The following is a 23143-nucleotide window of genomic DNA, read 5'->3' as shown; positions in this document are numbered from 1 at the left end:
GGGCGTCGCGGCGACCTTCGGCACCGGGCTCTTCTTCGGCGCCTTCTTGTGGGGGCCGGGGTGTCAGCCGGTGGCGCGGACGGCGCCGAGGATGAGGTCGGCGACGTCCTTGGGGCGGGAGACGGCGACCGCGTGGGAGGCGCCGTCGAGTTCGACGACGGTGGCCCCGGCGCGTTCGGCGCCGAAGCGTTCCACGTCGGGGTTGATGGCCTGGTCGGCACCGGCGACGAGGGCCCAGGCGGGCTTGGTGTGCCAGGCGGCGGCCGTGGCCTTCTCCTCGAACGCGGCCGCGGCGAGGGGCCGTTGTGCCACCGCCAGGACCTTGGTGACGGGGGCGGGCACGTCCGCCGCGAAGATCGCCGGGAACGCCTCCGGGGTGATGGTCACCTCGGTCGCGGGCTCCGCACCGGCGACGGGGTACGTCGCCTCCTTCAGGTTGCTGACGAGCGGCGACAGCGGGAAGCGCCCCTGCAGCTCGCCGAGGCTCTCGCCCTCTTCGAGGGCGTAGGCGGCGACGTAGACGAGGCCGACCACGTTCTCCGTGGTGCCGGCGACGGTGATGAGCGCACCACCGTAGGAGTGGCCTACGAGGATGACGGGGCCGTCGATCTGGGCTGCCACGGAGGCGATGTACGCGGCGTCCGACGCCAGACCGCGCAGCGGGTTCGACGGAGCGACCACGGGAACGCCATGGTTCTGCAGTTCCGTGATGACTCTGGTCCAGCTGGCGGCGTCGGCGAAGGCGCCGTGCACAAGGACGACGGTGGGCGTGGCATGAGCAGCCATGATGGCGATTCCCTCAGGGAGTTGAGAAGACGAGTTGCGAACTGGGCTTTGTGCGCCGGGCGTTGATAACCAGGCGTCGGGAACTGGGAGTTCGGTGCGGGAGGTCAAGGGTCGGAAGTCGGGGAACGGTGGGTCAGCGCGCGCCGAGGGTTGTCCTGAGAGTGGTGACGGCCAGGGCGATGGCCGTCTCGGCGGCGTGCGTGTCGCGCAGGGCGTTGAGCATCACGAAGTCGTGGATGACACCCTGGAAACGGACCGCGGTGACCGGGACCCCGGCCTGGCGCAGCTTGTTCGCGTACGCCTCGCCCTCGTCGCGCAGCACATCGGCCTCACCGGTGATGACCAGGGCCGGCGGCAGCCCGGCCAGCTGCTCGGTGGTGGCCCGCAGCGGCGACGCGGTGATCTGCGCGCGCTCGCCCTCGTCGGTCGTGTACTGGTCCCAGAACCACTGCATGCCGTCCCGGCGCAGGAAGTAGCCCTCCGCGAACTGGCGGTAGGAACCGGTGTCGAAGCTCGCGTCGGTGACCGGGTAGAAGAGCACCTGCCCCAGCAGGGGGACATCCCCGCGCTCCTTGGCCATGAGCGTCAGCGCGGCGCTCATGTTCCCGCCCACCGAGTCCCCGGCCACCGCGAGGCGCTCCCCGTCCAGACCGTGCGACGCGCCCTCGGCGACGACCCAGCGGGCCACCGCGTAGTTCTGCTCGATCGCCACCGGGTACCGCGCTTCCGGCGAGAGGTCGTACTCCGGGAACACCACGGCGGCCCCCACACCCACCGCCAGCTCCCGCACCAGCCGGTCATGGGTGTGCGCGTTGCCGAACACCCAGCCCGCGCCATGGATGTAGAAGATCACGGGCAGCGTCCCGGAGACCCCCGCGGGGCGCACGATCCGAGCCCGCACACTGCCCGTGGGGCCGCCCTCGACCGTCACCCACTCCTCGTCCACCTCCGGCAGCTCCACCGGACCCGACTGCACCTCGTCGACCGCCTTGCGCCCCTCCGCGGGCGCCAGCTCGAACAGGAACGGGGGATTGGCCGTCGCCTCCGCGAACGCGGCCGCCGCGGGCTCCAGCACCGGAACGACCGGCTCGACACCATCTGACATGACTGACTCCTCAGCACTCGGTCACACACCGGACACTCCGGCGGGACACCCCCGCCGGACACGCGGTCCTGCGGGGTGATGCCGCAAAGCTAGAGACGGAACAGCGCGATGAATTGCCCACCAGCGCACCACATGTGACCTGACAGCGCACTGCGCCCGCACAACGGCACACCAGGCCCCTGGACAGTGCACTGGCAGGCATCTGCGCATGCGCTCGACGACAACTCGCCACCTCCGCGGCCGCCTAGCGTCACCGACGTACCCCACATACATGGCCCCAGGAGGCGCATCATGACCAGCAACCCCCAGCCAGCGCACGGCAGCCAGCCCTGGCTGCACCAGAAGGGCGAGGTGATCCAGGAGTTCGGGACCGTCAAGCAGTTCCCCGTCGGCCTGTCCTACGAGGCCCGGATGTACGCGTGCCAGCGCCTGAACAAGGTCCTGGCGGACACGCAGATCCTCTACGGCCTCTACAAGAAGCATCACTGGCTGATGCGCGGCGCGACCTTCTACCAACTGCACATCGTCCTGGACAAGCACGCCGGGGAGCAGCTCGAACTCGTCGACACCCTCGCCGAACGCGTCCAGTCCCTGGGCGGCGTCGCGATCGGCGACCCCCGGCACGTCGCGGAGATCACGTCGATTCCGCGGCCCCCGGACGGCGTGGAGGAGGTACCCGCGATGCTGTCACGGCTGTTGGAGGCCCACGAGGCCATCCTCATCGACGCCCATGACGCCGCGGCCCGCACCGCGGAGCTGGGAGACGACGGCACCAACGACGTACTGGTCTCGCAGGTCATCAGGACCGGCGAACGCCAGGCGTGGTTCCTCGCGGAGCACCTGGTCGACACCCCGCTCGTACGCGCCTGAGGCTCGCGCGCACACCCGCGTCCCTGCTGGGTGCAGTTCCTTCTGAGGGGAGACGCTGAGCAGGAGCTCCTCCCATCGACAAGCGGCCGGCGTGGTCGAAGATCGGCTCGTGACCGATGACGACGCTCTCATCCAGGCCGTGCGCGAGCAGGTGGCCGACCGCGAACTGCCGGACCCGGCCGGCGCGGACGATGCACGGGTGGTGGAGCAGCTGGTGGGGCACCCGATGCCCGCGCTTCTGCGGAGGCTCTATCTCGAAGTGGCCAACGGTGGATTCGGGCCCTGGGACGTGGTGTCTCTGACGGACACCGGCGACTGGTTCAGCGACTGCGCGGATGTCGCGGAGGCGTACCGCGACTTCGCCGATCCCCAGAGCCCTCTTCCGCCGGGGATCGTTCCACTGATGGACCGGGGCTGTGCGATGTGGGCACTGATCGACTTCAAGACGGCCGACAGGCAGATGTGGGACGGGGACCCCACCCTCTGCTGCACGGAGCATGCCCTGGCCCCGCTCGGCCAGTCACTGGCCGAATGGCTCACCGGCCGGCTGAACGGCACCGTGCCGGACGGGCCCTGTCCGCGCCGCGAGCCGGCCGGCCTGGACTGCCCCGCACGCTGACGGGGCGGTGAACGTGGTCTGCCCGGCCGCTGCACCAGTACGTCAGTCGTCGGGCAGAGCCTCGGTGACCAGACGGGTGGCGAACGCGCGGTCATTGGTGATGCGGTTGATGTGCTCTGCGAGCAGGAACGCGGTGGCCTCCAGAGGATTCATCTCCCCATCGGTCCAATAGCCGTACTGCTTACGCCACAAGCTGGGGCTCAGCCCGCTGCCGGCCGCGACAAGCAGCCCGGCCATGGTGGGGATGGTCTCGGGAGGCACACTCTTGGTCATCATGCGCAACGTGCCCACCAAGTAGGGCACCACGACGGCCAGGACGTCCTCCTCGTGCTCCTCGTACGCCTGTCGCAGCCACTGCATGTACATATAGATCAGCGTGCAGGCACCGTCGAGCATGTCATCGAGTTCGCGGTGCCCCCAGCCGGCGGTGAACTGGGCGGTCAGCGCCTGCTCTTCGGGGTCAGCGACCATCTCGCCGCCGTAGATGGCCTTCAACCGGGAGTCGACCATCATCAGCGCGGCGCCCACATCGCCGGCGGGAGCATGCTGGGGATCGCACGGCGACGACATGGGAGTCCTCCTCCACCAACCTTGAGGTCTCCAACGGTAGACCGCCGACGAGAGACGGAATCGGCGAATCGCGGAATGCGCACGGCCGCTTCAACGAAGGCGGCTGGCCGCTCATCTTCGCCGGGGTCGCCGGGGTCACCGGGGTCGCCGGCCGCAACCCCGGCTGGACAGCTTCGGTGTGAACCTCAGATCCGGGCGGCGGGCCTTTCCTCGGCTGACGACCTCACACAGCACACGCGAGCAGCTGCTGTCTGACACGAGGATGTCCCTCTGGCCGCGCTGTCCGCCCGCCACAGCACCGTTCCTGAAAATCAGCGCCCTCGCGGCGGCTCACGAATGCGGCTCGAACGCCCGGGACTGATGTGAGCAGATCTGGGGCGTTGCCGAGCACAGGGTGAGGATCGGGCCTGATCAGGCACCCGCAGCTCAACCTGCCGGGTGACCCACCCCGCTCCCCCACCGGCCTACCGCGCATCACGGCACGCCGGAGCAAGTCGGCGGGGCGGGCCCGCGGGCACGACAACTACCGCGACGGGTCCGGGACTTGATGTCCGGGGGCTGTCACCGCCCCGCTTGCAGGAATCCCAGGTCCCGCAGGCACTCGGCCGACTCCACGATCGTCGTCGCGGCGGGGCGCGGCTGCCAGCCGAGGTCCTCGCGGGCCCGGTCGTTGTGGATGACCGGGCGGGGCAGATCCTCGCCGGGCGCCTCCCGTTCGGGAGCCCGCGCGGCGAGCGGGCCGAGTCGGCCGCGCAGGATGCCGGCCACCTCGACGAAGCTCAGCGTCGGGCCGTCGGCGACAGCCAGGAAGCGTCGGCCCGCCGCCTCGGGCGCGGCCATCGCGCGCAGATGCAGGTCCGCGACATCACGTACGTCGACGATGCCGAAGCGGGCGCGGGGGGCGACACTCATCGTCCCGTCGAGCATCGCCTTGACCAGTTGCATCGAGGAGCCGAGCGTGGCCGTCAGGGTGGGGCCGAAGATGCCTGTCGGGTTGACCACGACGAGTTCGGTGTCGCCGCCGTCACGCTCCATCAGGTCCCACGCCGCGCGCTCGGCGATCGCCTTCGAACGGGGATAGGGGGCGAGGCCGGGGGTGTCCGGATCGGTCCAGTCGGCCTCGGTGAACTCGGCGCCGGGTTTGGGCGTGTAGCCGATCGCCGCGAACGACGAGGTGAGCACGGTACGCCGGACACCCGCGTCGCGTGCCGCGCGCAGCACCCGCAGTGTGCCCTCGCGGGCGGGCACGATCAGCTCGTCGGGGTCGTCGGGCTGGGCCACGGGGATCGGCGAGGCCACATGGTGGACCTCTTCGCAGCCGGTCAGTGCGGCGGCCCACCCGTCGTCGGCCATCAGGTGCGCTGCGACGATTTCCAGGCCCGCGTCGTCGGCGCCGCCCCGGCGCACCGCCGCCCGCAGTTCCTGAGCTCGGGCGAGCGAGCGCACCGTCGTGCGTACCTCTTTACCGGACCGCAGCAGCGCGGCGACCAGCTGGCTTCCGAGGTATCCGGATCCGCCGGTGACCAGGACCGGGCTCATCGCGCCCCCTCCAGTCGCTGTGCCGCCTCGAGGGAACGCCGGGTCGCCTCGGCCTCCGCCTCGGCATCGCCGCGTTCGCGGGCGTCCCACAGAGCGGCTTTCTCCCGCAGATAGGCGAGCCGGGCGTGCTGGGCGGCGATCTCCGCCTCGACGCGGTCGGCGTGGCGCAGCAGCAGGTCGCGCTGTTCGGCCGCGGCGGACCGCCCACGGGTCCGGTTGCTCTGGTAGGTGCGCATGTCCTCGATGCTCATGCCGACCGCGCGCAGGCAGGCAAGCGCCTGGAGTTCATCGAGGTCCCGCTCGCGGAAGCGCCGGTGGCCGCTGCTCTCGTCGCGGTCGACCGGGCCGATGAGCCCGATGTCCTCGTAATAACGCAAGGTCGGCTCACTCAGCCCGCTGCGCCGGGCTACGTCCTGGATGGAGAAAACTGTCATGTGGGGAGCAGAACATACTTCAAGCGCTTGAAGGCAAATGTGCGGAATGCGCCTTCTGCAGCGGGAGGCGGCCGGTCAAGCCCCTTGAACAACGGAGCCGAGTTCCGCCGCCGCATCGCTGATCTCCTCCCACAGCCCGCCGCCCTCTCCGTGCCAGGACAGCGTCGGAGGGAGTCGATCAGCGCTCACGGTCCGCGTCGCGTCCTCAATCGCGCTCGTTGCCCGGGCGGACGGCGCAACGGGTCTCCGCCTCGGCCGTACTTTTGAGCCGGTTCACCCAGTCGATGAGGCCCGACTCCAGGGCGGCCTGGTTGCCGGGGATGTCGGCCTCCACGGGAGGGCCCGCCCAGGACTCCTCGGTGGTGGCGAGCACGCCGCCCCTGACCTTCTTGAACGTCCACAAGTGCACGCCGTCGATGCCGTTGACGGGGGCGCCCCAGGCGATGCACCGGTTCCTGTCGACCTTGGTGACCGTCGACGTGACCTTCATGCCCTGGGGTGACCACGCGAAGACCGACCCCGGTCGCAGCGGACCCGGTGTCTCTTTCTGTGCGGGCGTGATCTCGGGAATCCAGGTGTCCCATGCGTCGATGTCGGTGTGCAGGTTCCAGATCTCCTGCACGGGCGCCTTGATCAGAGCGCCGGCGCGGGCGATGACCGGGGCGGTCTTGTCGACGGTCACGCCCTGGCACTCCTGGAAGGTTGACGGGCCGGTGCCGGGCCGTGCCTCGTGGGCCGTCGCCATGGTCGGGGCGCAGAGAGTCGTCGCTGTGACGATCGCGGCTACGGCCGTGCCCTGAAGGAGTCTTTGTCGTGTGTTCATCGAGTCGGCTTCTTCCTCGGTGGCTGGTGGCTGGTGGTGTGGGGGTCAGCGCGCGGTGGACGTGAGGCGGCGGCGTTCGAAGGAGGCGGCGAGGACGTAGGCGCCGCCGGCGAGGACCCAGTAGAAGGCGGGGTCGCCGAGGAGAAGGGCTCCGCACGCCCTCATGTCGGGCCCGCTTCTCAGGCCTTCCCGCCTGGCCTCAGAGCGCCTTGAGCTGCCTGAGCATGTGCAGGGAGTCGGAGTTGAGCCAGTATTCGGCGAACCGGCCGTCCCGTACGAGGAGCGTGTCGGTCCCGGTGAAGGTGACCACGGTCCCGGGCGGGGCCTCGGCACCGGGGAAGCCGCCGCCGTAGGTGCCGGTGGCCGTCCAGCGCACAGACAGGTAGGCGCCGTCGAACAACGGCGGGACCTCGATGGCGAACTCCAGGTCCGGGAAGGGAGAGCGGCCGGCGCGGACGTAGGAGGCGAGCCCGTCGGCACCCCGCACGGAACTTCCGTCGCTGCCGTCGGTCATGACGCTATGGAGGCGGAAGTCGTCGGAGACGATGTCGGGGGCCAGGAAGAGATCGCCGTTCCAGAGCCTGAGCCAGGCGTCGAGCAGGGTCTTCGCATCTGTTGACGGGACGGAGGTCATGGTGGGTGGTTCCTCTCGTGCTTTGCGTATGAGAGCGGGGTTCAGCAGCCGGTGCGGGTTTCCGCGGCGGCCTTCAGATCCTTCAGCCAGATCTCCAGGCCGGCGCCGAGCGCTTGGGTCGACAGGTCGACGTCGGCCTCGGCCTGGTCGCCGGTCCAGGTCTCCTCGGTGCGGACGAGGGTGCCGCCCTTGACCTTGGTGAAGGTCCACACGTGGGTGCCCTCGTCGATGTGAATCCCCTCGCCGGTCGCCGGTCCGGTCCAGCGGACGCAGTCATCGCGCCGGAGCTGCTGGACGGTGGAGGTGACCGTCAGGGTGGTGGCGGGCGTCGCGGGGGTGGCGGGCACCGGGGTGGTCCACCGGAAGGCGGAACCGGGGCGCAGGGGACCGGAGTCGAGCCGCTCGCTGGACAGGACGGCGTCCTGCCAGGACGGCCACCGCTCCACGTCCGTCTGGGTCCTGAAGACGGTGCTCAGCGGCGCGTGGATCAGTATTTCGGTCCCGTAGCGCACGAGAGCGTCGGGGTCGGTGCTCCGTCCGCGGCATTCGACGGCGGCGTCGGGGCGGCCTGCGTGCGCCGGGCCGGGGGCGGCCCCGGCGGGCGCGGCGGTGACCGCGAGGGCGCCACCGGCCGCGGCGAGGGAAAGGGTGAGCGCAGCAAGGCGCGTGGCGAAGCGGGAGCGGGTGACGGACATGGTCGGGTTCCTTCCGTGGCGACTTCGAGAGATGAGGGCGGGCGGTTCTTCAGCGGCGGCGGACGCCGTGGACGGCGAGCAGGAGCGCGGCGGACGCCGCGACGATCAGGCCGACGAAACCGGGGTGGATGTCCTTCGACAGGCTCGGCGCGCCCTCCGGCCGCAACTGCCAGACGGCGAACGGGATCGCGTAGGCGAGAGCAAGCAGTGCGGCACCGGCCTTGACCGCCGCGTCGCGAGCCCCTGCCAGGGCGCCGATCAACGCGATCAGGACCGGCACGAACGCGACGAACGCGAACCCGGTGAGCACCAGGAGCGGGACGGCCCAGGCGGAGACGGTCACCTTCAGGGGCGTGCGCCGCTCCTGACGGGCGACGGAAACGGACGGTCCTGACATTGCTCTCTCCTTGCGTTCCGCACTGCCTCGAACTTGAACTTACGGTCGTAAGGCTACGCACGTTAAGGGAGCGCGAGCAAGGGCTTACGCCAATAAACTTTTGCGCGTAAGGTTACGAGGATGAAAGAGACCGATGTGACGAGTCAGGACACACCGAAGCGCGCCGCCCGCGTACGCAACCGGCGCGGCGAGGGCGGCCGTCTGCGGGAGGACATCGTCGATGCCGCCGCCGCGCTGCTGGACGAGACCGGCGACGAGCGGACGATCACCCTGCGGTCCGTCGCCCGCAAGATCGGCATCGCCGCCCCGTCGATCTACCCGCACTTCCCCGACCAGCCGGCCATCATGCTGGCCGTCGTCCGACGGGAGTTCGCCGCGCTCGAGGCCCATCTGCGCACCGCCGTGGACGAGGCGGGCGACGATCCGCGGGACCGCCTCTACGCCCTGTGCCGCGCCTACCTCGGCTACGCCCAGGACCACCCCGCGCGCTACCGCACCATGTTCGGCGGCCTGTGGATGCCGACCCTGGGCGACAGCTCGCTGACCGAGGAGGAACTGACCACCCTCGGCGCGACCGCCCTGCAGTTCCTCGCCGAAGCCCTCGCCGACTGTGTCGCCGCCGGACAGTCGACGGCCACCGATCCCCAGCTGGACGCCGTCACCCTCTGGGTCTGCCTGCACGGCCTCGCCCACCAGCACGCCGCCACCCGCATCTTCCCCTGGCCTCAGGAGAGCGTCGCCGACGCCATCATCACCAGGGTGGCCGAGCTGAACGACGTATGACGAACGTGGCCTCGGCCCAGCGAGACGGCTCGGTGGGGCAGTTGGGGTCGGAGTGTCGTCGGCGACGGCTGCGATGCGAGGACGATGGGGGCCTGGAGCACCCGCTATGCTTCAGGCGCCTCGTGGGGGAAGTCCGGTCGAAGTCCGGCGCTGACCCGCAACGGTAGGCGGAGCCTCGCAAGAGGTTCCGTGAGCCCGATTACCCGCGGTGGTGAAGCTCCTGTCAATCGCCGTGGACTGCGAGAGGTGCTGCGTACGGCGCCGTCCGGAGCTGCTCCTTCTTGATCACGCAGGTGCGCGGCCCGAGGCGAAAGCGATCCGCCTGTGGCCACGCTCCGCACCCGAATACCCGCCGTACCGCCCCGCGGCACGAACAGAGGGACCTCCCCAACCCGGCGCGTCCCGCTGCCTCTGCTCGTGACCGGCCTGTGTGTCGTGCTCCCCCTCTCCCTCGCCTGCGGCGCGGGCATCGGAGCATCGGGGCTCTCGTGGGGCGAGGCACTGCGCTACCTGTGGGCGGGACTGACCGGCGGGTCCATAGCCCCGGACGACGTCTCCTCCTACCTCATCGTCTGGGAACTCCGCTTCCCGCGTGCCGTGCTGGCCGCCGTCGTCGGCGCCGGTCTGGCGGCCGTGGGCGTCGCCGTCCAGGCCATGGTCCGTAACGCACTCGCCGCTCACGACCGTGCCCTGGAAGGACGGCTACCAGAAGACCGGATGGCTGTCCAAGAAGCAGATCACCAAGGAGCTGATCCTCGACGCACGCGCCGACCTGGTCTTCGCGGGCTGGAACTACGGATTCAACGAAGGCGAAGGCTTCACACCGCAGGCCCTGCACCAAGTCGGCGTCGACTCCTACCTGCTCAGCGAGTCCTGCCGCAACGGACAGGGCAGAGCGCGCGGGGTGATGGCGCCGCTCGACGCGCTGTACACGGACCTGCGGAACCTGGGCACGGTCTTCGATGTCGAGGACCGGTCCGAGACGCTCATCGCCTCCTTCCGCAAGCAAGTCGCCCAGGCACAGGCGAGCGCCCCGAAGGGCGCCGAGCGGCCGCGGGTGTTCCTCTATGACAGCGGGCAGGACAAGCCCTTCACATCCGGTGCCTACGCCGGACCCCACGACATCATCACCAAGGCCGGCGGCGACAACATCATGAAAGACCTCAAGGACAGCTGGGTGACCGTGGGCTGGGAAACCGTCGTCGCCCGCGACCCCGAGGTCATCGTGATCAACAACTACGGGGACACCACCGCGGAACAGAAGCGGAAGTTCCTCACCTCCTACAGTCCGCTCGCCAACGTCTCCGCCGTCAAGAACGACCGGATCGTCGTCCTCGACTACGTCGACCTCGTCGAAAGCCCGCGCAATCCCGCGGCCATCAGCTCGCTCGCTGTGGACCTGAGGAACCTCGGCTCCTGACCCCGCGCACCCGCTCTTCCGGCGAACGCGTGCGAGTGCGGGTCAGTCCCGGTCGGTGTGCTCGCGGAGAACCTTGCGGTCGGTCGCGTCGATGTCGTAGGTCGTCTTGTTCCAATCCTTCGTGGTGACAACGTCGACGGACCACATGGGCCCGCCCTGGTCGGTGTCGTCGAGTTCGACGGAGGTGACGGTGCCCTTGGTCTTGTCCGTCGCGGTCTGCGCGGCCTGCTGCGGGGTCACCTTGGCCTTGCCCAGCCGGCCGGCGAGTTCCTGCTTGTCGTCGCCGTCCTGATCGGATTCCGGCTGCGCCTTGTCGGCCTTGCCGGTGACGGCGTCGACGCGAACGGTGTGCTCCGTACCGTCGTCCATCGCTACTTTGGCATCCCAGCCTGGCTTGTCGGCCGGGCCCTTGAGCTCGATCGACACCGGCTTCGACCCGTCCACGGCCTTCACCGCCGTCTCCAACGCCTTGTCGTAGCTGACCTTGGCCTTCGGAATGAGGGCTTTCCGCTCGGCCTGGTCCTCGGTGAGGCCGCTCGCCGATGCGGAGGGCGTCCCCGACGCGTGGGCGTGGCCGGTGGGCGCGCCGGTCGAGGCGGCACTGCTGTCGTCATTGCCGCACCCCGTCATCAGGGCTCCCGCCACGACTACGGCACACGCCAGGCCGATGCCTCGCATGCTCGGCAGACGTCGGCAGGTTTGTGCTGAGTTTTCTCGTTCTGTACTCATATGGCCACGTTATGGCGGTCGCTGAAGTCCCGCCGCGGCGCCGCGCCGACCCGAGGAGCGCGTGTGCTCTGGAGCCGGACGGCTCCTGTCCAGGCACGTGGCGATGGACGGGGCCGCCGCGTCGAACCGTGCGTATTGCTACGGGCCCGGCGCGGATGGACATCCGCGCCGGGCCCGTGCAGACCTCACGACGTGCCGATCACCTGAGCTGGACGTTGTCCCCGGTCGAGACGACCATGGCCGTCGAGGTGGTGCCCGGGAAGGACCAGCGCCAGGAACCGGCCGCACTCGCGGTCACGGTGGTGCTCAAGTTGCCGGTGCTGTTCGTCTTCACGCTCTTGACGGTCGTGTACGACGACGAGCCGGCCTTCTTGAACTGGAGCGTGACCGGTTGACCCGAGTAGCCGTGGTACTTGCGGTCTTCCCAGTTGGCCCGGGTCAGTTTGCCCGTGACGGTGAGCTTGGCGCCCCGCTTCACCGGCTCCGGAGAAGCATTCGTCACCAACACGGAGGCGCGCTTCACCTTGTACTGGGCAATGCTGTCGGAGATCCAGTAGTCCCCGTCGTTCGCCTTCACCGTCGCGATGACCTGCCACACGCCGGCGACCTTGTTGGAGTCGATGTCGTCGCTGGAAGCGATCCACTCCGGCTTGATCGTCATCGTGGCCGTGCACACCGACGTCGTCGCGCTCTTCTTGACGCACGAGGTGCCGGTCCAGTCCCCGAAGCCATAGCCGTTGGACCGGTTGAAGGTGCTCACTCGGGTGAGCCCTTTGACACCGGAGTTGTCCTTGACGGTGATCGCGATCGGGTACTTGATCGTTTTCGAGGTGCCGACGATGACGTTGGTCCCGTGATCAACGATGGTTTTGGTGACCCGGATGTCGCCCCTGCCCTCGGCGTGCGCGGCCGTTGTCACCAGCATGCTTGTCGTTGCGACCGCCGCTGCGACAGCCCACAACCCTCCCCTGTGCAGCAGGCGCCCGCGATCGGGCCGTCGCTGCATTGTCGGAGCGAAAGAGTACAGGCAGGCCGGCCGGTTCCCTCCTACTCATGGGCCGCCGTCGCGAGGGCCCCTTCGATGAGGTCGCGTAGCTGGGAACAGGCGGTGATGCCCAGCTTGGGAAAGCTGCCTGTAGAGGTGCGAGCTGACCGTGCGCGGGCAGAGGAAGACCTTCTCGCCGATCTCACGGTTGGTCAGCCCACGCGCGGCGAGCCGGACGATCTGATGCTGTTGCGGGGAAAGTTCGGCGAGCGCGCCGGGCGCCGCATCCGTGATGTCGAGGCCCGCGGCGCGCGCTTCGGCCCGGCCCTCTCGATCCACGGGCGTGCGCTCAGCCGACGGAAGATCTCCAGGGCCTCGGTGAGCGGCCCGCGCGCCTCAGCGATGCGCCGACGGCGCCGCAGCCACTCGGCGACGTCGAGCAGGGTCTGCGCCGGTACGGCTCGTCGAGGCCTACCGGAAGGCACGCCCCGAGGCGTCCTTGGGCGAACTGCGTTCCGCCATCATGGGCGACGCGCTGTTCGGCGCAGGGAGCTGGGCCCCGGCCGGCGCACATGCCGCCCACCCCGAATCCGCCACCTGCACCTACGAGTTCGCGTGGCGCTCCCACGCCCTGGGCGGAGAACTCGGCGCCACCCACGCGGCCGAGCTGTCCTTCGTCCTCGACGCCGCCCACCTTCCACAACTGCGCGGATCCGCCGCCCTGCTCGGCCCTGACAAGCCCCCCGCGGATCTCGCCGCCCGTATGCACGCGACGTGGGTCCGCTTCGCCAGGACCGGCGACCCCGGCCGGGACCCGTACGACGACGAGCGCCGGGCCACGATGCGCATCGACGCCGAATGGACCCAGGTCGACGACCCCCGCGGCCGGGAACGGCAGGCCTGGCGCTGACCCTGCGACCTCTCATCGACTTTGGTGTCGATTCGTGAGCGTGGTGTGGGTGGCGGCGCGGGTCAGTTCGGGCCGCCCGAGGACATCGGTGCTGTCGATGAACTGGTCGACGGCCCCGACCATCGGCAGAGCGCGGACCGCGGGGTCGGTGATCCGGGCGATCAGAGCGGCGGTGAAGCGTTCGGCGTGGAGTACCTGGAACGGACGGCTGTGGTAGGGCCTTGTAGCCGGGTCGACCGGGTCGGTGAGGGCCAGCTGGTTGTGCAGGGCGGCGGTGATCTCGTAGGCGCGTGCGAGGTGTTGTTCGCGGACGTGCCAGTCGGGGGCGGCGAGCACAGCGGACAGGACCGGGGTGAAATCGGCGGCACGCGAGGTGAGCGCGAAGGCGGAGCCGAGCCACTTGCTGTAGGGCGGGTAGCGCCGGTCCATCAGCAGACAGAGCCGCATCAGATCGCGTACCAGTCGAGCGGCGACGACGGCGGAGCCCAGCTCGTCGCCCACCTCGCCGCAGCGGCCTACGAAGGCCTCTTCCTGGGAGATGCGCTGCCACTGGCAGGCCAGCAGGTACAGCCAGAGATCGTGGGGATACCAGTCGAGATTGGCGCGTGCCGGGCCCAGTTGTTCGCGTCCGTCGAGTCCGTCATGGAAGACGGCGCCGGCGGTGACCTCGGCGAGGCGTTGGGTGGGGGTGGCAAGCCAGTCCGTCGGGCTGACGTCCCGGCGTGGGTCGAAGCCCAGGTGCGCGCTGAACCAGGCGCCCGGATCGGTGACGTCGACTCGGTGGCGGACGGGCCCGTTTGTCACCTGCATGACCCCGATACGCGCCTCGCCGGTGGGGGCGAAGTGGGTCGGGTAGCCGCAGAAGACCTTCGGCAGGCGGTCGGTGAGCAGTTCCCTGATCCTTGCCCCGTGGCGGGTCGCGTCCTGCGGGCTCAGGAAGATTTGCAGGCGGGGTCCCCACTCGTGGTCGGCGGAGCGGGCGGTGTCGAATCCGAGGACTTCCGAGCCGCTGCCGAGACGGGCGGCGGAGTGCACGAGTGCGGGGACCGCCTGGTCCAGGACGGGGCGTACGGCTTCGAGGTAGAAGCGGCGGGAGAGTTCAAGGCCGGGGATGAAGGCGGGCGCGGTCATGCCGCGGAGGGTGCCCCACCGGCACATGGTTGGTCGAAGGATTTTCCGGCCCGGCAGGTCCGCGGTTGCATGCCTCTACGGATAGTTCCCGGGTCCGGGATGTGCACGGGTCGTCGGACTGCCCGGACGAGAGTTCCGGCCCAGCATCTCCGTTCAACGCCCGCCCGGTGCAGTGGTGTTCGCCGTGACCCCGCGCCGCCGGCTCATGGAACCTTCCTGGTCGTGGATCATGAGGTCCCGCCGATAGTGGAATCCGATATCCGTGGCAAGCATGCGTGCGGGGACTGGTCCCTGTGGACTGACTGAAGGGCATCCCGTGGGCACGCGCCGGGCGGGCGCGTCCGGCCCGCGGGTGTCCCCGCGCCCGTGTGCGCGGCGCCCCAGCCGGTCCACTCGGCTCGGGTGCCCCCCGGCTCGGGCCGAGGCTGCCCCTGGGGTTGCCCTTCCGGTTCTTCCGCTGCGCCGGGCGTGTGGAGAGACTGTGGCGGGAGGGACGTTCACCGTCCTCCGGTGAAGGAGCGACCGACGAAGGAGCGCCGTGCGTAAACACGAGGAGCCGGACTGCGCAACGGGCAAGGCGCCGGACCGGCCTCACCGGCCGGCCGCCGGCTCCGCCGTCCCGGCGCAACTCCCGGCCGGACCGCTGTCCCCGGATTCCATACGGAACCTGCAACGCTCCGCGGGGAACGCGGCGGTGGCCCGCCTGCTGTCAGGGGAGGAGCACGAGCGCGACGCCGAGGCCGCTCACGAGCCCACCGTGCAGAGGCGGTCCGGCGTCCACGACGTACTGCGCTCCTCCGGTCGCCCGCTGGACTCCGGTGTCCGCGCCGAGATGGAGAACCGCTTCGGCGGCGCCGACTTCGGTGACGTCCGCGTGCACGCCGACGCCGCCGCCCAGCGCTCGGCGACGGAGATCGGCGCCCGCGCGTACACCTCCGGACGGCACATCGTCATCGGCGAGAACGGCTCGGACAAGCACACGCTCGCCCACGAGCTCACCCATGTCATCCAGCAGCGCTCCGGCCCCGTCTCCGGCACGGACTCCGGTCAGGGCCTGAGCGTGAGTGACCCTTCCGACCGGTTCGAGCGGGAGGCCGAGGCCAACGCCCACCGCGTCATGACGGGCGGCGGCCACTCCCCCGGTCCCGGGCACGCGGCGGACTCGGGCACGGCTGCGGCCGCCCCGGCACACAGCGGCACACAGGCCCCTGTCCAGCGCTACGTCGAGATCGCGCCCGGCGCGGAGAACTACCCGACCAAGCACCGCCGTGCGTCCATCGGTTCGAACAAGAGCGCCGAAAGCGACGACCACTTCTTCCCCAGCCAGCAAGAAGCGGGCGGGAGCTACTTCTCCGACGCGCAGGCACACACGGCCAACGTCGTGTTCAACGGCAGCGTCCCGCTGCGCCTCTCGGACAGCCTGGACCTCGCGATCGAGCAGGGGCCGGGCGAGTCGAAGGTCTTCTTCGCCACCGAGGCCCACATCCAGACGGCGAACACCGCGCTCGCCGGTCGCGTGCAGTTCCGCCGGGGCACCCGCTTCCTGCGCGTGCAGGGCGAGACCGGGGAACTGCGGCTCTACCAGGTCAAGCCGGTGGTGGAGACGAAGAAGACCGGTGTGGCCGGGGCGCTGGGCATGACGAAGAAGGCGACCGGACTGTCGATCCTCACCCCGCAACGCTGCAACGAGATGGCGGAGTTCGTCACCGGCAAGAAGGGGCTCTCGGCCCAGGGCATCGGCGCCTGGGAGAACTTCCTGGCCCGGGTCCTCGACAAGGTCGAGGACAGCGGCGACGAGCATCTGGACGGGGTCAAGGCGGCCTTCCAGAAGGGAGTTGACGGGGACCAGCAGGCATACCTCGCCTACTCTCAGGACATGAGCCGCGCCTTCCAGGTCCTGAAGGCGGCCGACTCGGCCGAACTGGACAGGGCACTGCGCGAGTTGGGCCTCAACGAGTTCCTGCCGCCCCCACCGCCCGGCTCCGCCCTGGTGACGGTCGGCTACGGCGACGCCGACCAGGAGGCGGCGCGTGACAGGAACGGCACCTTCGAGTACCACTTCGGCGCCACCGTGGCGACCAGCGGCAACGACTACATCACCATGGAGAACTACGCCCGGCGCGACCCGGACGTCGGCAACGCCACCGCATCCGGCGGCGACCCCTTGTTCTTCTTCAAGATGTACGGGACCAGGCCGGAGTCCGGGGAGACCTGGCACGGCGCGCAGGTAGCCACCGCAGGCTTCATCGGAGCGATCCTGTCGATCACGCTGGAGGGCTGAACCGGCGTCCCCGGCGCGCCCCGGGGCCAACTCGCGCAGCTTGATGTGCTGACTCTACGAGGTTGTGGCTCAGCGGAATGCGGCGATGTTGCGGGCGACCCAGCCGTCGAAGGGGCGCGGGGCGCGGCCGAGGACTCGTCGCACGTCCGGGCTGATCCGCAGTTCCGCGGGGTTGGGGGCGGCGATGATGTCCAGGGTGTCCTCGGCCAGCTCCGGCGGCACGAACCGGGTCATCGCGGCCTTGGCCTCGTCGCGGGTGAGTTCGTGGAACCGTACGGGCGAGCCGAGCGCGGCGGCGACGGCCTGCGCCTGCTGACGCGGCGTGATCACCTCCGGCCCGGTCAGCTCGAAGACCTCGCCGGCGTGCCGGTCGTCCAGCAGGCAGGCCGCCGCGACCTCGGCGATGTCCGCCGGATCGACGACCGGTACCCCGACATCGCCGAAGGGTGCGGCGACCGTCCCCTGCGTGCGGACGGACTCCGCCCAGGCCAGGGCGTTGGAGGCGAAGCCGCCCGGTCGCAGGACGGCCCACTCCATGCCGGACCCTCGCAACGCGTCCTCCACCGCGCGCATCGCGACCCGCGTCGGGCCGAGCGGCCTGGTCGCCACGCCCTGCGAGGACAACAGGACGACCCGCCGGACCCCGCCGGCCCCGGCCAGGGCGATGATGTCGGCCGGCCTGGCCCCGGGGGCGTGCAGGTCGCCGGAGAGCAGGAGGAACAGCGCCTTCGCCCCGTCCAACGCGGACGTGAGTTCCTCCGGCTCGGCCAAGTCGGCCGCCACATGCCGGACTCCGTCCGGCACCTCCGCCGCGTGCCGCGACACCGCCGTCACCTGCTCGCCCGCCCTGGCCAGGGCCTGCGTCAGAGGTCGGCCCACATTTCCGGTAGCCCCGGTCACCACGATCATGTTCAGCTCCAAGTCCGTTGTGCGCTGCGGTGATTGACGCTAGGAGCCGGACTTACATTTCGTAAGAACATACCCAGAGGTAAGCTCCCTACATGAGAGAAGGCGCGCAGCTGAAGCAGGCCGGGGCGACTCATCGCTATGAGGTGTTTCACACCGACTGCCCCGCACGCGACCTGGTCGACCACGTGACCAGCAGGTGGGGCATCTGGGTGCTGATCTCCTTGCGGAGCAACGACCTCCGGTTCTACGAACTGCGCGACAGCATCCAGGGCATCAGCGAGAAGATGCTCGCTCAGACCCTTCGCGCGCTGGTCCAGGACGGCCTGGTCCGGCGGGAGGTCGAGCCGACGACGCCGCCTCAAGTCACGTACGGGCTGACCGAGTTCGGCCAGGACATCGGTGAGCCGCTGACGGACTTGTTCGACCGGATCACGCGGCGGCTGCCGCCACGCGGTACGGAATAGTGCGGTTGCGGTCGGCAGCCCGGCCGCGCAGGGAGGCCGCGCCGGTCATCTCCCCGACAGATGCGGCGCCGCCAAGTCACCGGTGCTCAATGGAGATACGCGGCGGTCGCCGTCTCGACGAAGGAGCGGATCAACGGGTTGGTGTCACCTTCGTTCCACACTGCCACCACCCGGCTCGGCGCCATGTCGGTCAACGGAACGAGGGCAAACTCGGCGGGCAGGTCGTGTCCGAGCGGGGCCAGGCCGATCGTGCCGTTCCACAGCACCGCCTGCAGACATTCCTGGACGGCACGCACCACCGGGCCCTCGCGCGGCCTGCCGCCGTTCCAGTACGACTGCCAGATGGGATCGGTGCCCTGCGGGAACTGGAACCAGCGGCGGTCGCTCAGCTCGGCCAGCCGCAACCGGTCGCGACCGGCCAGCGGATCGTCGGCGCGCAGGACCACGCCGACGGGGTCGGTTCGCAACGTGCGCACCGTCAGGGCGGTTTCGTCGAACGGCCCCCGGGTCAGGGCGACGTCGACGAGTTGGGCGCGCAACCCGCAGGTCGGATCGGTCAGGTCGGTGTCGCGGACGCGGATGTCGATGCCGGGGTGGCTTCGGCGGTACGCGGCGGCCAGCCTGGACACCCCCGGGTCGGTGGCGTCGCCCAGCATGCCGACGGTGATGGTCGAGGCGCCGGCCGCCGCGCTCACACGTATCCGGACGCGGTCGGCATGGTCGAGCAGGGCCCGCGCCTCGTCGAGCAGTACCGCGCCCACCGCGGTGAGCGTGACGCCCGTGGGGGAACGGGCGAAGAGCAGGGCCCCGGCATCGGCCTCCAGCTGCTTGATCGCCCGGCTCAGCGGCGGCTGACTCATGTGCAGTCGGCTGGCGGCCCGGCCGAAGTGGAGTTCCTCGGCGACAGCCACGAAGTAGCGCAGGGTTCTTAGCTCCACGCTGCAACGATACCCGTGAGGTATCGGCGTCGCGGGATGGGTCTTGGACAGGGACAGGCTCCCGGCGGTGGACTCGTGAGCATGACCGACGAAGCGAAGAGCAGCGGGTCGCAGGCCGACCCCGCCGTATCGGTGGTGGGCCCCGGCGACGGGGAGATCATCGTTCTGGGCCCCACGCGCATGCGCGTTCTGGAGGACGGCAGCCACACCGGGCACCGCCTCGCGATCACCGAGTCCGTCCTCGCCCCGCACACGCAGGGACCGCCGCAGCACCGCCACGCCCGACACGACGAGGGCTTCTACATCCTCTCCGGCACCGTGCGGTTCACCGTCGGAGAGGAGGACCACGACGCCACCACGGGCACGCTCGTGATGGTGCCGCCGGGCACCCCGCACACCTTCGCCAACCCGACGGACCAGCCCGCCGTCATGCTCAGCACCTTCACCCCGGACATGTACGTGCAGTACTTCCGGGACCTCCAACAGGTGCTCGCCGACGGGCGGCCGCTGACACCACGGGCCAACCTCGACGCCATGAGCCGCTACGCGACCGAACCCGCCACCGACCGCGCCTGACGCCCACGGACCGGCCCTTCTCCAGTGCTCTTCGACCTTTGAACGGGAACCATGCACATCGCCTATTGGATCGTCGCGGGACTGCTCGCCCTCTTCTACTTCTACGCAGGTACGCTCAAGGTGATCCGCAGCCGCGATCGACTCCGGCCGATGATGGCCTGGGTCGACCGCATCTCCTTGCCCGCCCTCAGGGCACTGGGGGCGGTCGAGATACTCGGCGCGGCTGGTCTGGTCCTGCCACCGCTGACCGGCATCGCACCCTCGCTCGCGCCGGCCGCAGCCATCGGATTCGTCCTCCTGCAAGCAGGTGCGATCGCCGTCCACCTGACCGGCGAGGACCGACAGATCACACTCAACATCGGGCTCACTGCCACCGCGGCCGTGACCGTCTGGCTGGCCACCAGCCTGTGACCGTACGCAGGGCCGGACTTCGCGCCCTTCCCCCTTCCGGATAGGTCGCGGTCGGGGGGCGCGGGATCGCGGCACGTCACGGCGGTGGCACGGAAGTGAGGCGCGGGACCGCATCGCGCAGGGTGCGGGTGGCGGGGCGCCGAGGGCGGTGGAGCATGTCGGCGAGGTCACCTTCCTCCACCACCCGGCCGTGGTGCGGGACGAGGACGCGCGGGCAGAGCTGCTCGACCACCGCGAGGTCGTGGGAGATCAGCAGACAGGAGAGCCGGTGTTCGGTGCGGAGCCGGCGGAGCAGGTCGAGGATGCGGACCCGGACAGTGGTGTCCAGCGCGCTGGTCGGTTCGTCCAGGACCAGGAAGCGCGGCCGCACGGCCAGCGCGCGGGCGATCGCCACACGCTGGCGCCGGCCGCCGGAGAGCTGGTGCGGGAAGCGCGCGGCGGCCTCGGCGGCCAGCCCCACGTCGGCGAGCAGTTCGGCGACGCGTTCCGGCTCGGTGCCGCGCGGCACCAGCCGGTGGGCCCGCAGCACTTCGCCGATCGCCCTGCCCACCCGCATCCTCGGATCGAGCGCGCCCTCGGTGTCCTGCACGACGATCTGTACGGCTCGCCGGTACGGGCGCGGCCACCGCGTCCCGCCGAGGTCGACGACGCGGAAGCGCACCGTGCCGCTCGTCGGCGCCACCAGGCCCAGCAGACACCGGGCCACCGTCGTCTTGCCCGAACCGCTTTCGCCGATCAACCCCAGGCCGAAGGGTCCGTCGGGCAGCGTGAGGCTCACTCTGTCCATCACGGCCGTGCCGCCGTACACGACGGTCATCCCGCGCGCCTCAAGCACCATCGGCGGCCCCTTCGTCATATCCGTGGTCGTGTTCTTCGCCGTACTCGCCGTACTCACCGTCGTGTCCTTCGGCGTGTTCGTCCCGCGGCCTGGGCACCGGCGGTTCGCTCAGCCGCGGTGCGGCCGCCAGCAGTTGCCTGGTGCGCTCGGCGCGAGGCGCGGTGACCAGGTCGGCGGCGGGCCCGTCCTCGACCACCCGTCCCCGGTGCAGCACGGCGATCCGGTCGCACAGTCCGGCCAGCAGGGCGAGTTCGTGGCTGATGAACAGCACGGCTGTGCCGTGTCCCGTACACAGCTCCGTCAGCAGCGTGCAGATCTGCGCCTGGGCCGTCACGTCCAGCGCGCTGGTGGGTTCGTCGGCGAGGTGTCGTCGCTGTCCGCCCTGTCTCCCCCACCGGAACAGCCGGCCGCCGACAGCGCCAGGGCGGCGACCCCTCCGACGACACAGAACCGCCACCGGCGGTGCGCGGGCCGGGACCCCAGGAGGAGCTGCAACGACATGACCGTGCCCCCGAAACACACTGGAACAAGTAACCGTGCCGTCCACCGCACGTGTGCTGCGCGACGATTGCCGGCATGGCACTCGGCCGACCGGACGGGCAGGGGCGATTACGCCGTCCCGGTAGGCGCTCAGGTCGTCGACTGCAGAAAGGGCGGGGCGCCCCCTCCGTGGGCGCCGTTGAGCAGCGCCAGTCGCCGGTCACTCGCGCCTTGTGCCCGACCGGGTTGTGCGAGGCGGCGGTGCGGGCGTTCACCGGCGGTCAACGTGGCTCGCGCTGCGGCCACTTGGGCCTGCGCGACCGTGGCCGCCGCCGCGGGCAGGGCGTCCGGGTCGCGGACTGCGGAGATCCTTGTCCGAGGCGGTTGGCGCGATCGCCGTGATCGCTTCAGTCATGAGCCCGCTCGGCGCCGGAGCGGCGCCGGCCGGCATGCGGGCGCGGACCGTCCCGTTGGGCAGACCTGCACGGAGTGAGCGGGAAGCGCGTGCCCTCTTGGTCACCGCAGGTGCACCGGCGCAGTCCTCTCCTGGGCCTCTGTGCGGAGCTGCCGGGCGATGCATACTGCCAAGATGGAAGCTGACCCGTTGGACGGTCCCTCCTCGGTGGACGAGGCCGCGCAGCGGCCGCCGGCGCGCGAGCCTACGGGCGACGATCAACACCAAACGGCCGACAGGCGCGACCGGGCCGCCGACACACGCGAGGCCGAGGCCGATCAACGCGAGCGCACCGCGGATGAACGCGAGACCGCTGCCGACAGACGCGAGAGCGCTGCCGACGCGTGGCAAGAGGAGCTGGCCGGTCGCGTACGGAGCCTGGATGAACGGCTTCGCGCTACCGGAGACTCGGCTCCCGGGCTCAAGCAGCGTTCGTATGAGGAGATCGAGCGGGCGGAGGAGCTCCTGCGGTCCAGCCAGGCGCGCCTGGACCGCCATAAGGCATCGCTGCACCGGTCGGATGAGGCCGATCTTCGGGGACAGGACGCGGTCGACCGGGAGTCCACCGCCTCCGCCGCTCCGCACGCGGAGCACAAGCTGTTGTTCGTCAGGGTCTTGGAGGCCAAGGCCGACCGGTTGCGGTCGAAGGTCGTAGGGGCGCTCGACGAGCTGGCCGCGATCGAGGATTCGCTTGTCCGCGAGCATGAGGGACAGGTCCGGACCGTGCAGGCCGCCGCACATCGTCGGCACGCCGGGCAGGCCCGCGCCGCGGCCGACACGCTCCGCGGCGCCGGGGAAAGCTGATCAGAGCCTGCGGGGCCGCGGCCCCTGGCGACCAACGCCGAGACGAGCGGAGCCGTCAGCGTCATGCGTCTCACGGTGGGCCGCGAGGATGCGCCCCCGCTGCACAGCCACGGCCGCGAGGACGAGAGCTGGGGCGTCCTGTCCGGCCGGGTCCGGTTCTGGGTCGGATCGACGTCGCTCGACGGGTGCGAGGTGCACGACGCCGAGCCAGGTGCCTGCATCCACGTGTCCCGGCTCGTCCCCCACACCTTCCAGACCATCCCGCCGACCGCGAAGGTCCTCGTCAGCAACAACCCCGGAGCGATCGAAGGCCTCTTCCACTCGGTCGGACCCGCCGACGCCCGTGCCGATGCCGAGCACACCGACCTCGCGTCGGCCTACGGAATCAGGAACTTCGACAACCCGCCCGCTGCTTGAATCCCGGGAAGCGGTCGGGTGAGCGTCCCCCGAGCTCCCGAGGGCGGCCAATGTCGGCCCTGCTGGAACCTGGCAGCACCGGCCGACCCTCCCATCATCGCCCGAATCCGGCCGCGCCTGCCCGGCCCCTGCCCTGCCACT

The 23143-nt window shown here is 70.3% G+C and carries 25 protein-coding genes, 4 pseudogenes and 1 riboswitch; of the genes and pseudogenes, 12 read left to right on the top strand and 17 right to left on the bottom strand.

Translation table 11 applies throughout. The features are described 5' to 3' along the window. Nucleotides 1–63 precede the first annotated feature (63 nt). Together AB0J02_RS42485 and AB0J02_RS42480 are read right to left on the bottom strand one after the other, a co-directional pair. Nucleotides 64–786: an alpha/beta hydrolase gene (locus AB0J02_RS42485; RefSeq protein WP_363199273.1), complete on the bottom strand. Its 723-nt coding sequence runs from the start codon at nucleotides 784–786 to the stop codon at nucleotides 64–66. A 133-nt stretch (nucleotides 787–919) separates the two neighbouring features. Beyond that, nucleotides 920–1891 carry an alpha/beta hydrolase gene (locus AB0J02_RS42480; RefSeq protein WP_363199272.1) on the bottom strand — a complete coding sequence of 324 codons (972 nt, stop codon included), beginning with the start codon at nucleotides 1889–1891 and terminating at the stop codon, nucleotides 920–922. 291 nt (nucleotides 1892–2182) lie between these two features. Here AB0J02_RS42480 and AB0J02_RS42475 point away from each other — a divergent pair, with 291 nt between their 5' ends. Both AB0J02_RS42475 and AB0J02_RS42470 read left to right on the top strand, forming a co-directional pair. Next, nucleotides 2183–2761, top strand: coding sequence for a DNA starvation/stationary phase protection protein (locus tag AB0J02_RS42475; RefSeq protein ID WP_363199271.1), 579 nt, complete (start codon nucleotides 2183–2185; stop codon nucleotides 2759–2761). Nucleotides 2762–2870: 109 nt separating this feature from the next. Then, complete coding sequence (locus AB0J02_RS42470; protein ID WP_363199270.1) at nucleotides 2871–3380, top strand: SMI1/KNR4 family protein; 510 nt, start codon at nucleotides 2871–2873, stop codon at nucleotides 3378–3380. 42 nt (nucleotides 3381–3422) lie between these two features. Here the strand turns inward: AB0J02_RS42470 and AB0J02_RS42465 are convergent, their stop codons facing one another. From AB0J02_RS42465 to AB0J02_RS42435, 7 genes are all read right to left on the bottom strand, one after another. Next, complete coding sequence (locus tag AB0J02_RS42465; RefSeq protein ID WP_363199269.1) at nucleotides 3423–3950, bottom strand: hypothetical protein; 528 nt, start codon at nucleotides 3948–3950, stop codon at nucleotides 3423–3425. Nucleotides 3951–4511: 561 nt separating this feature from the next. Then, a complete protein-coding gene (locus AB0J02_RS42460; RefSeq protein WP_363199268.1) occupies nucleotides 4512–5489 on the bottom strand; it encodes an aldehyde reductase in 978 nt (325 codons plus the stop codon). After that, entirely contained in the window at nucleotides 5486–5923 is a 438-nt protein-coding gene (locus AB0J02_RS42455) for a MerR family transcriptional regulator (RefSeq protein WP_363199267.1), read from the bottom strand. The genes AB0J02_RS42460 and AB0J02_RS42455 overlap by 4 nt, the downstream gene beginning before the upstream one ends. 205 nt (nucleotides 5924–6128) lie before the next feature. Then, on the bottom strand, nucleotides 6129–6746 hold the full coding sequence (locus AB0J02_RS42450; RefSeq protein WP_363199266.1) for an SRPBCC family protein: 618 nt from the start codon (nucleotides 6744–6746) through the stop codon (nucleotides 6129–6131). 199 nt (nucleotides 6747–6945) lie between these two features. Next, nucleotides 6946–7380 carry an ester cyclase gene (locus AB0J02_RS42445; RefSeq protein ID WP_363199265.1) on the bottom strand — a complete coding sequence of 145 codons (435 nt, stop codon included), beginning with the start codon at nucleotides 7378–7380 and terminating at the stop codon, nucleotides 6946–6948. Nucleotides 7381–7421: 41 nt separating this feature from the next. Next, nucleotides 7422–8075, bottom strand: a complete 654-nt coding sequence (locus tag AB0J02_RS42440) for an SRPBCC family protein (RefSeq protein ID WP_363199264.1) — start codon at nucleotides 8073–8075, stop codon at nucleotides 7422–7424. 49 nt (nucleotides 8076–8124) lie between these two features. Next, entirely contained in the window at nucleotides 8125–8472 is a 348-nt protein-coding gene (locus tag AB0J02_RS42435) for a hypothetical protein (protein WP_363199263.1), read from the bottom strand. 120 nt (nucleotides 8473–8592) lie between these two features. On the opposite strand from AB0J02_RS42435, the gene AB0J02_RS42430 reads away from it, so the two are divergent. The 3 genes and pseudogenes from AB0J02_RS42430 to AB0J02_RS42420 all read left to right on the top strand — a co-directional run. After that, nucleotides 8593–9255, top strand: a complete 663-nt coding sequence (locus AB0J02_RS42430; RefSeq protein WP_363199262.1) for a TetR/AcrR family transcriptional regulator — start codon at nucleotides 8593–8595, stop codon at nucleotides 9253–9255. Nucleotides 9256–9339: 84 nt separating this feature from the next. After that, a riboswitch (cobalamin riboswitch) is annotated at nucleotides 9340–9481 on the top strand. A 98-nt stretch (nucleotides 9482–9579) separates the two neighbouring features. Further along, nucleotides 9580–9930 (top strand): annotated as a pseudogene (locus AB0J02_RS42425) (iron chelate uptake ABC transporter family permease subunit); the annotation flags it as partial. A gap of 1 nt (nucleotide 9931) precedes the next feature. Further along, nucleotides 9932–10675: pseudogene (locus AB0J02_RS42420) on the top strand (ABC transporter substrate-binding protein); the annotation flags it as partial. Nucleotides 10676–10717: 42 nt separating this feature from the next. On the opposite strand, the gene AB0J02_RS42415 reads toward AB0J02_RS42420, so the two are convergent. From AB0J02_RS42415 to AB0J02_RS42405, 3 genes and pseudogenes are all read right to left on the bottom strand, one after another. Beyond that, entirely contained in the window at nucleotides 10718–11353 is a 636-nt protein-coding gene (locus tag AB0J02_RS42415) for a PepSY domain-containing protein (RefSeq protein ID WP_363199261.1), read from the bottom strand. A gap of 250 nt (nucleotides 11354–11603) precedes the next feature. Then, nucleotides 11604–12329, bottom strand: coding sequence for a hypothetical protein (locus tag AB0J02_RS42410; RefSeq protein WP_363199260.1), 726 nt, complete (start codon nucleotides 12327–12329; stop codon nucleotides 11604–11606). Nucleotides 12330–12451: 122 nt separating this feature from the next. After that, a pseudogene (locus AB0J02_RS42405) lies at nucleotides 12452–12841 on the bottom strand (helix-turn-helix transcriptional regulator); the annotation flags it as partial. On the opposite strand from AB0J02_RS42405, the pseudogene AB0J02_RS42400 reads away from it, so the two are divergent. Further along, nucleotides 12841–13299 (top strand): annotated as a pseudogene (locus AB0J02_RS42400) (carboxylesterase family protein); the annotation flags it as partial. The pseudogenes AB0J02_RS42405 and AB0J02_RS42400 overlap by 1 nt on opposite strands. Nucleotides 13300–13311: 12 nt before the next feature. On the opposite strand, the gene AB0J02_RS42395 reads toward AB0J02_RS42400, so the two are convergent. After that, on the bottom strand, nucleotides 13312–14430 hold the full coding sequence (locus AB0J02_RS42395) for a DUF4037 domain-containing protein (RefSeq protein WP_363199259.1): 1119 nt from the start codon (nucleotides 14428–14430) through the stop codon (nucleotides 13312–13314). Nucleotides 14431–15073: 643 nt separating this feature from the next. On the opposite strand from AB0J02_RS42395, the gene AB0J02_RS42390 reads away from it, so the two are divergent. Beyond that, a complete protein-coding gene (locus tag AB0J02_RS42390; protein WP_363199274.1) occupies nucleotides 15074–16711 on the top strand; it encodes a DUF4157 domain-containing protein in 1638 nt (545 codons plus the stop codon). A gap of 69 nt (nucleotides 16712–16780) precedes the next feature. On the opposite strand, the gene AB0J02_RS42385 is transcribed toward AB0J02_RS42390, so the two are convergent. After that, nucleotides 16781–17620 (bottom strand): NAD(P)H-binding protein, encoded by an 840-nt coding sequence (locus AB0J02_RS42385; RefSeq protein ID WP_363199258.1) that lies wholly within the window; start codon nucleotides 17618–17620, stop codon nucleotides 16781–16783. 92 nt (nucleotides 17621–17712) lie between these two features. Here AB0J02_RS42385 and AB0J02_RS42380 point away from each other — a divergent pair, with 92 nt between their 5' ends. Then, nucleotides 17713–18084, top strand: a complete 372-nt coding sequence (locus AB0J02_RS42380) for a helix-turn-helix domain-containing protein (protein ID WP_363199257.1) — start codon at nucleotides 17713–17715, stop codon at nucleotides 18082–18084. Nucleotides 18085–18170: 86 nt separating this feature from the next. Here the strand turns inward: AB0J02_RS42380 and AB0J02_RS42375 are convergent, their stop codons facing one another. After that, entirely contained in the window at nucleotides 18171–19022 is an 852-nt protein-coding gene (locus AB0J02_RS42375; RefSeq protein WP_363199256.1) for a LysR substrate-binding domain-containing protein, read from the bottom strand. Between the two features lie 81 nt (nucleotides 19023–19103). Between AB0J02_RS42375 and AB0J02_RS42370 the strand changes: the two genes are divergently transcribed. Further along, nucleotides 19104–19598 (top strand): cupin domain-containing protein, encoded by a 495-nt coding sequence (locus AB0J02_RS42370; protein ID WP_363199255.1) that lies wholly within the window; start codon nucleotides 19104–19106, stop codon nucleotides 19596–19598. Nucleotides 19599–19649: 51 nt separating this feature from the next. Next, a complete protein-coding gene (locus tag AB0J02_RS42365; protein ID WP_363199254.1) occupies nucleotides 19650–20009 on the top strand; it encodes a DoxX family protein in 360 nt (119 codons plus the stop codon). A gap of 76 nt (nucleotides 20010–20085) precedes the next feature. Here the strand turns inward: AB0J02_RS42365 and AB0J02_RS42360 are convergent, their stop codons facing one another. Continuing rightward, nucleotides 20086–20847, bottom strand: coding sequence for an ATP-binding cassette domain-containing protein (locus tag AB0J02_RS42360; protein ID WP_363199253.1), 762 nt, complete (start codon nucleotides 20845–20847; stop codon nucleotides 20086–20088). After that, the gene (locus AB0J02_RS42355) at nucleotides 20837–21181 is read right to left on the bottom strand and encodes a hypothetical protein (RefSeq protein ID WP_363199252.1); all 345 of its coding nucleotides are present in this window, start codon (nucleotides 21179–21181) and stop codon (nucleotides 20837–20839) included. The genes AB0J02_RS42360 and AB0J02_RS42355 overlap by 11 nt, the downstream gene beginning before the upstream one ends. 735 nt (nucleotides 21182–21916) lie before the next feature. Between AB0J02_RS42355 and AB0J02_RS42350 the strand changes: the two genes are divergently transcribed. Together AB0J02_RS42350 and AB0J02_RS42345 are read left to right on the top strand one after the other, a co-directional pair. After that, nucleotides 21917–22585 carry a hypothetical protein gene (locus tag AB0J02_RS42350; RefSeq protein ID WP_363199251.1) on the top strand — a complete coding sequence of 223 codons (669 nt, stop codon included), beginning with the start codon at nucleotides 21917–21919 and terminating at the stop codon, nucleotides 22583–22585. A gap of 63 nt (nucleotides 22586–22648) precedes the next feature. Beyond that, nucleotides 22649–23002, top strand: a complete 354-nt coding sequence (locus AB0J02_RS42345; protein WP_363199250.1) for a cupin domain-containing protein — start codon at nucleotides 22649–22651, stop codon at nucleotides 23000–23002. The last annotated feature ends 141 nt before the right edge of the window (nucleotides 23003–23143 follow it).

The organism is Streptomyces sp. NPDC050264 (assembly GCF_040655895.1).
Taxonomy (GTDB): Bacteria; Actinomycetota; Actinomycetes; order Streptomycetales; family Streptomycetaceae; genus Streptomyces.
Note: the sequence above shows the minus strand (reverse complement) of the source record. Positions and strands in the feature narration are given on the sequence as shown.

What these genes read in the sequence shown, in the direction of transcription:
- AB0J02_RS42485 (WP_363199273.1), bottom strand. Translation starts at nt 786, where the DNA reads ATGGCTGCTCATGCCACGCCCACCGTCGTCCTTGTGCACGGCGCCTTC.
- AB0J02_RS42480 (WP_363199272.1), bottom strand. Translation starts at nt 1,891, where the DNA reads ATGTCAGATGGTGTCGAGCCGGTCGTTCCGGTGCTGGAGCCCGCGGCG.
- AB0J02_RS42475 (WP_363199271.1), top strand. Translation starts at nt 2,183, where the DNA reads ATGACCAGCAACCCCCAGCCAGCGCACGGCAGCCAGCCCTGGCTGCAC.
- AB0J02_RS42465 (WP_363199269.1), bottom strand. Translation starts at nt 3,950, where the DNA reads ATGTCGTCGCCGTGCGATCCCCAGCATGCTCCCGCCGGCGATGTGGGC.
- AB0J02_RS42460 (WP_363199268.1), bottom strand. Translation starts at nt 5,489, where the DNA reads ATGAGCCCGGTCCTGGTCACCGGCGGATCCGGATACCTCGGAAGCCAG.
- AB0J02_RS42455 (WP_363199267.1), bottom strand. Translation starts at nt 5,923, where the DNA reads ATGACAGTTTTCTCCATCCAGGACGTAGCCCGGCGCAGCGGGCTGAGT.
- AB0J02_RS42450 (WP_363199266.1), bottom strand. Translation starts at nt 6,746, where the DNA reads ATGAACACACGACAAAGACTCCTTCAGGGCACGGCCGTAGCCGCGATC.
- AB0J02_RS42445 (WP_363199265.1), bottom strand. Translation starts at nt 7,380, where the DNA reads ATGACCTCCGTCCCGTCAACAGATGCGAAGACCCTGCTCGACGCCTGG.
- AB0J02_RS42440 (WP_363199264.1), bottom strand. Translation starts at nt 8,075, where the DNA reads ATGTCCGTCACCCGCTCCCGCTTCGCCACGCGCCTTGCTGCGCTCACC.
- AB0J02_RS42435 (WP_363199263.1), bottom strand. Translation starts at nt 8,472, where the DNA reads ATGTCAGGACCGTCCGTTTCCGTCGCCCGTCAGGAGCGGCGCACGCCC.
- AB0J02_RS42430 (WP_363199262.1), top strand. Translation starts at nt 8,593, where the DNA reads ATGAAAGAGACCGATGTGACGAGTCAGGACACACCGAAGCGCGCCGCC.
- AB0J02_RS42415 (WP_363199261.1), bottom strand. Translation starts at nt 11,353, where the DNA reads ATGCGAGGCATCGGCCTGGCGTGTGCCGTAGTCGTGGCGGGAGCCCTG.
- AB0J02_RS42410 (WP_363199260.1), bottom strand. Translation starts at nt 12,329, where the DNA reads ATGCTGGTGACAACGGCCGCGCACGCCGAGGGCAGGGGCGACATCCGG.
- AB0J02_RS42395 (WP_363199259.1), bottom strand. Translation starts at nt 14,430, where the DNA reads ATGACCGCGCCCGCCTTCATCCCCGGCCTTGAACTCTCCCGCCGCTTC.
- AB0J02_RS42385 (WP_363199258.1), bottom strand. Translation starts at nt 17,620, where the DNA reads ATGATCGTGGTGACCGGGGCTACCGGAAATGTGGGCCGACCTCTGACG.
- AB0J02_RS42380 (WP_363199257.1), top strand. Translation starts at nt 17,713, where the DNA reads ATGAGAGAAGGCGCGCAGCTGAAGCAGGCCGGGGCGACTCATCGCTAT.
- AB0J02_RS42370 (WP_363199255.1), top strand. Translation starts at nt 19,104, where the DNA reads ATGACCGACGAAGCGAAGAGCAGCGGGTCGCAGGCCGACCCCGCCGTA.
- AB0J02_RS42365 (WP_363199254.1), top strand. Translation starts at nt 19,650, where the DNA reads ATGCACATCGCCTATTGGATCGTCGCGGGACTGCTCGCCCTCTTCTAC.
- AB0J02_RS42360 (WP_363199253.1), bottom strand. Translation starts at nt 20,847, where the DNA reads ATGGTGCTTGAGGCGCGCGGGATGACCGTCGTGTACGGCGGCACGGCC.
- AB0J02_RS42350 (WP_363199251.1), top strand. Translation starts at nt 21,917, where the DNA reads ATGGAAGCTGACCCGTTGGACGGTCCCTCCTCGGTGGACGAGGCCGCG.
- AB0J02_RS42345 (WP_363199250.1), top strand. Translation starts at nt 22,649, where the DNA reads ATGCGTCTCACGGTGGGCCGCGAGGATGCGCCCCCGCTGCACAGCCAC.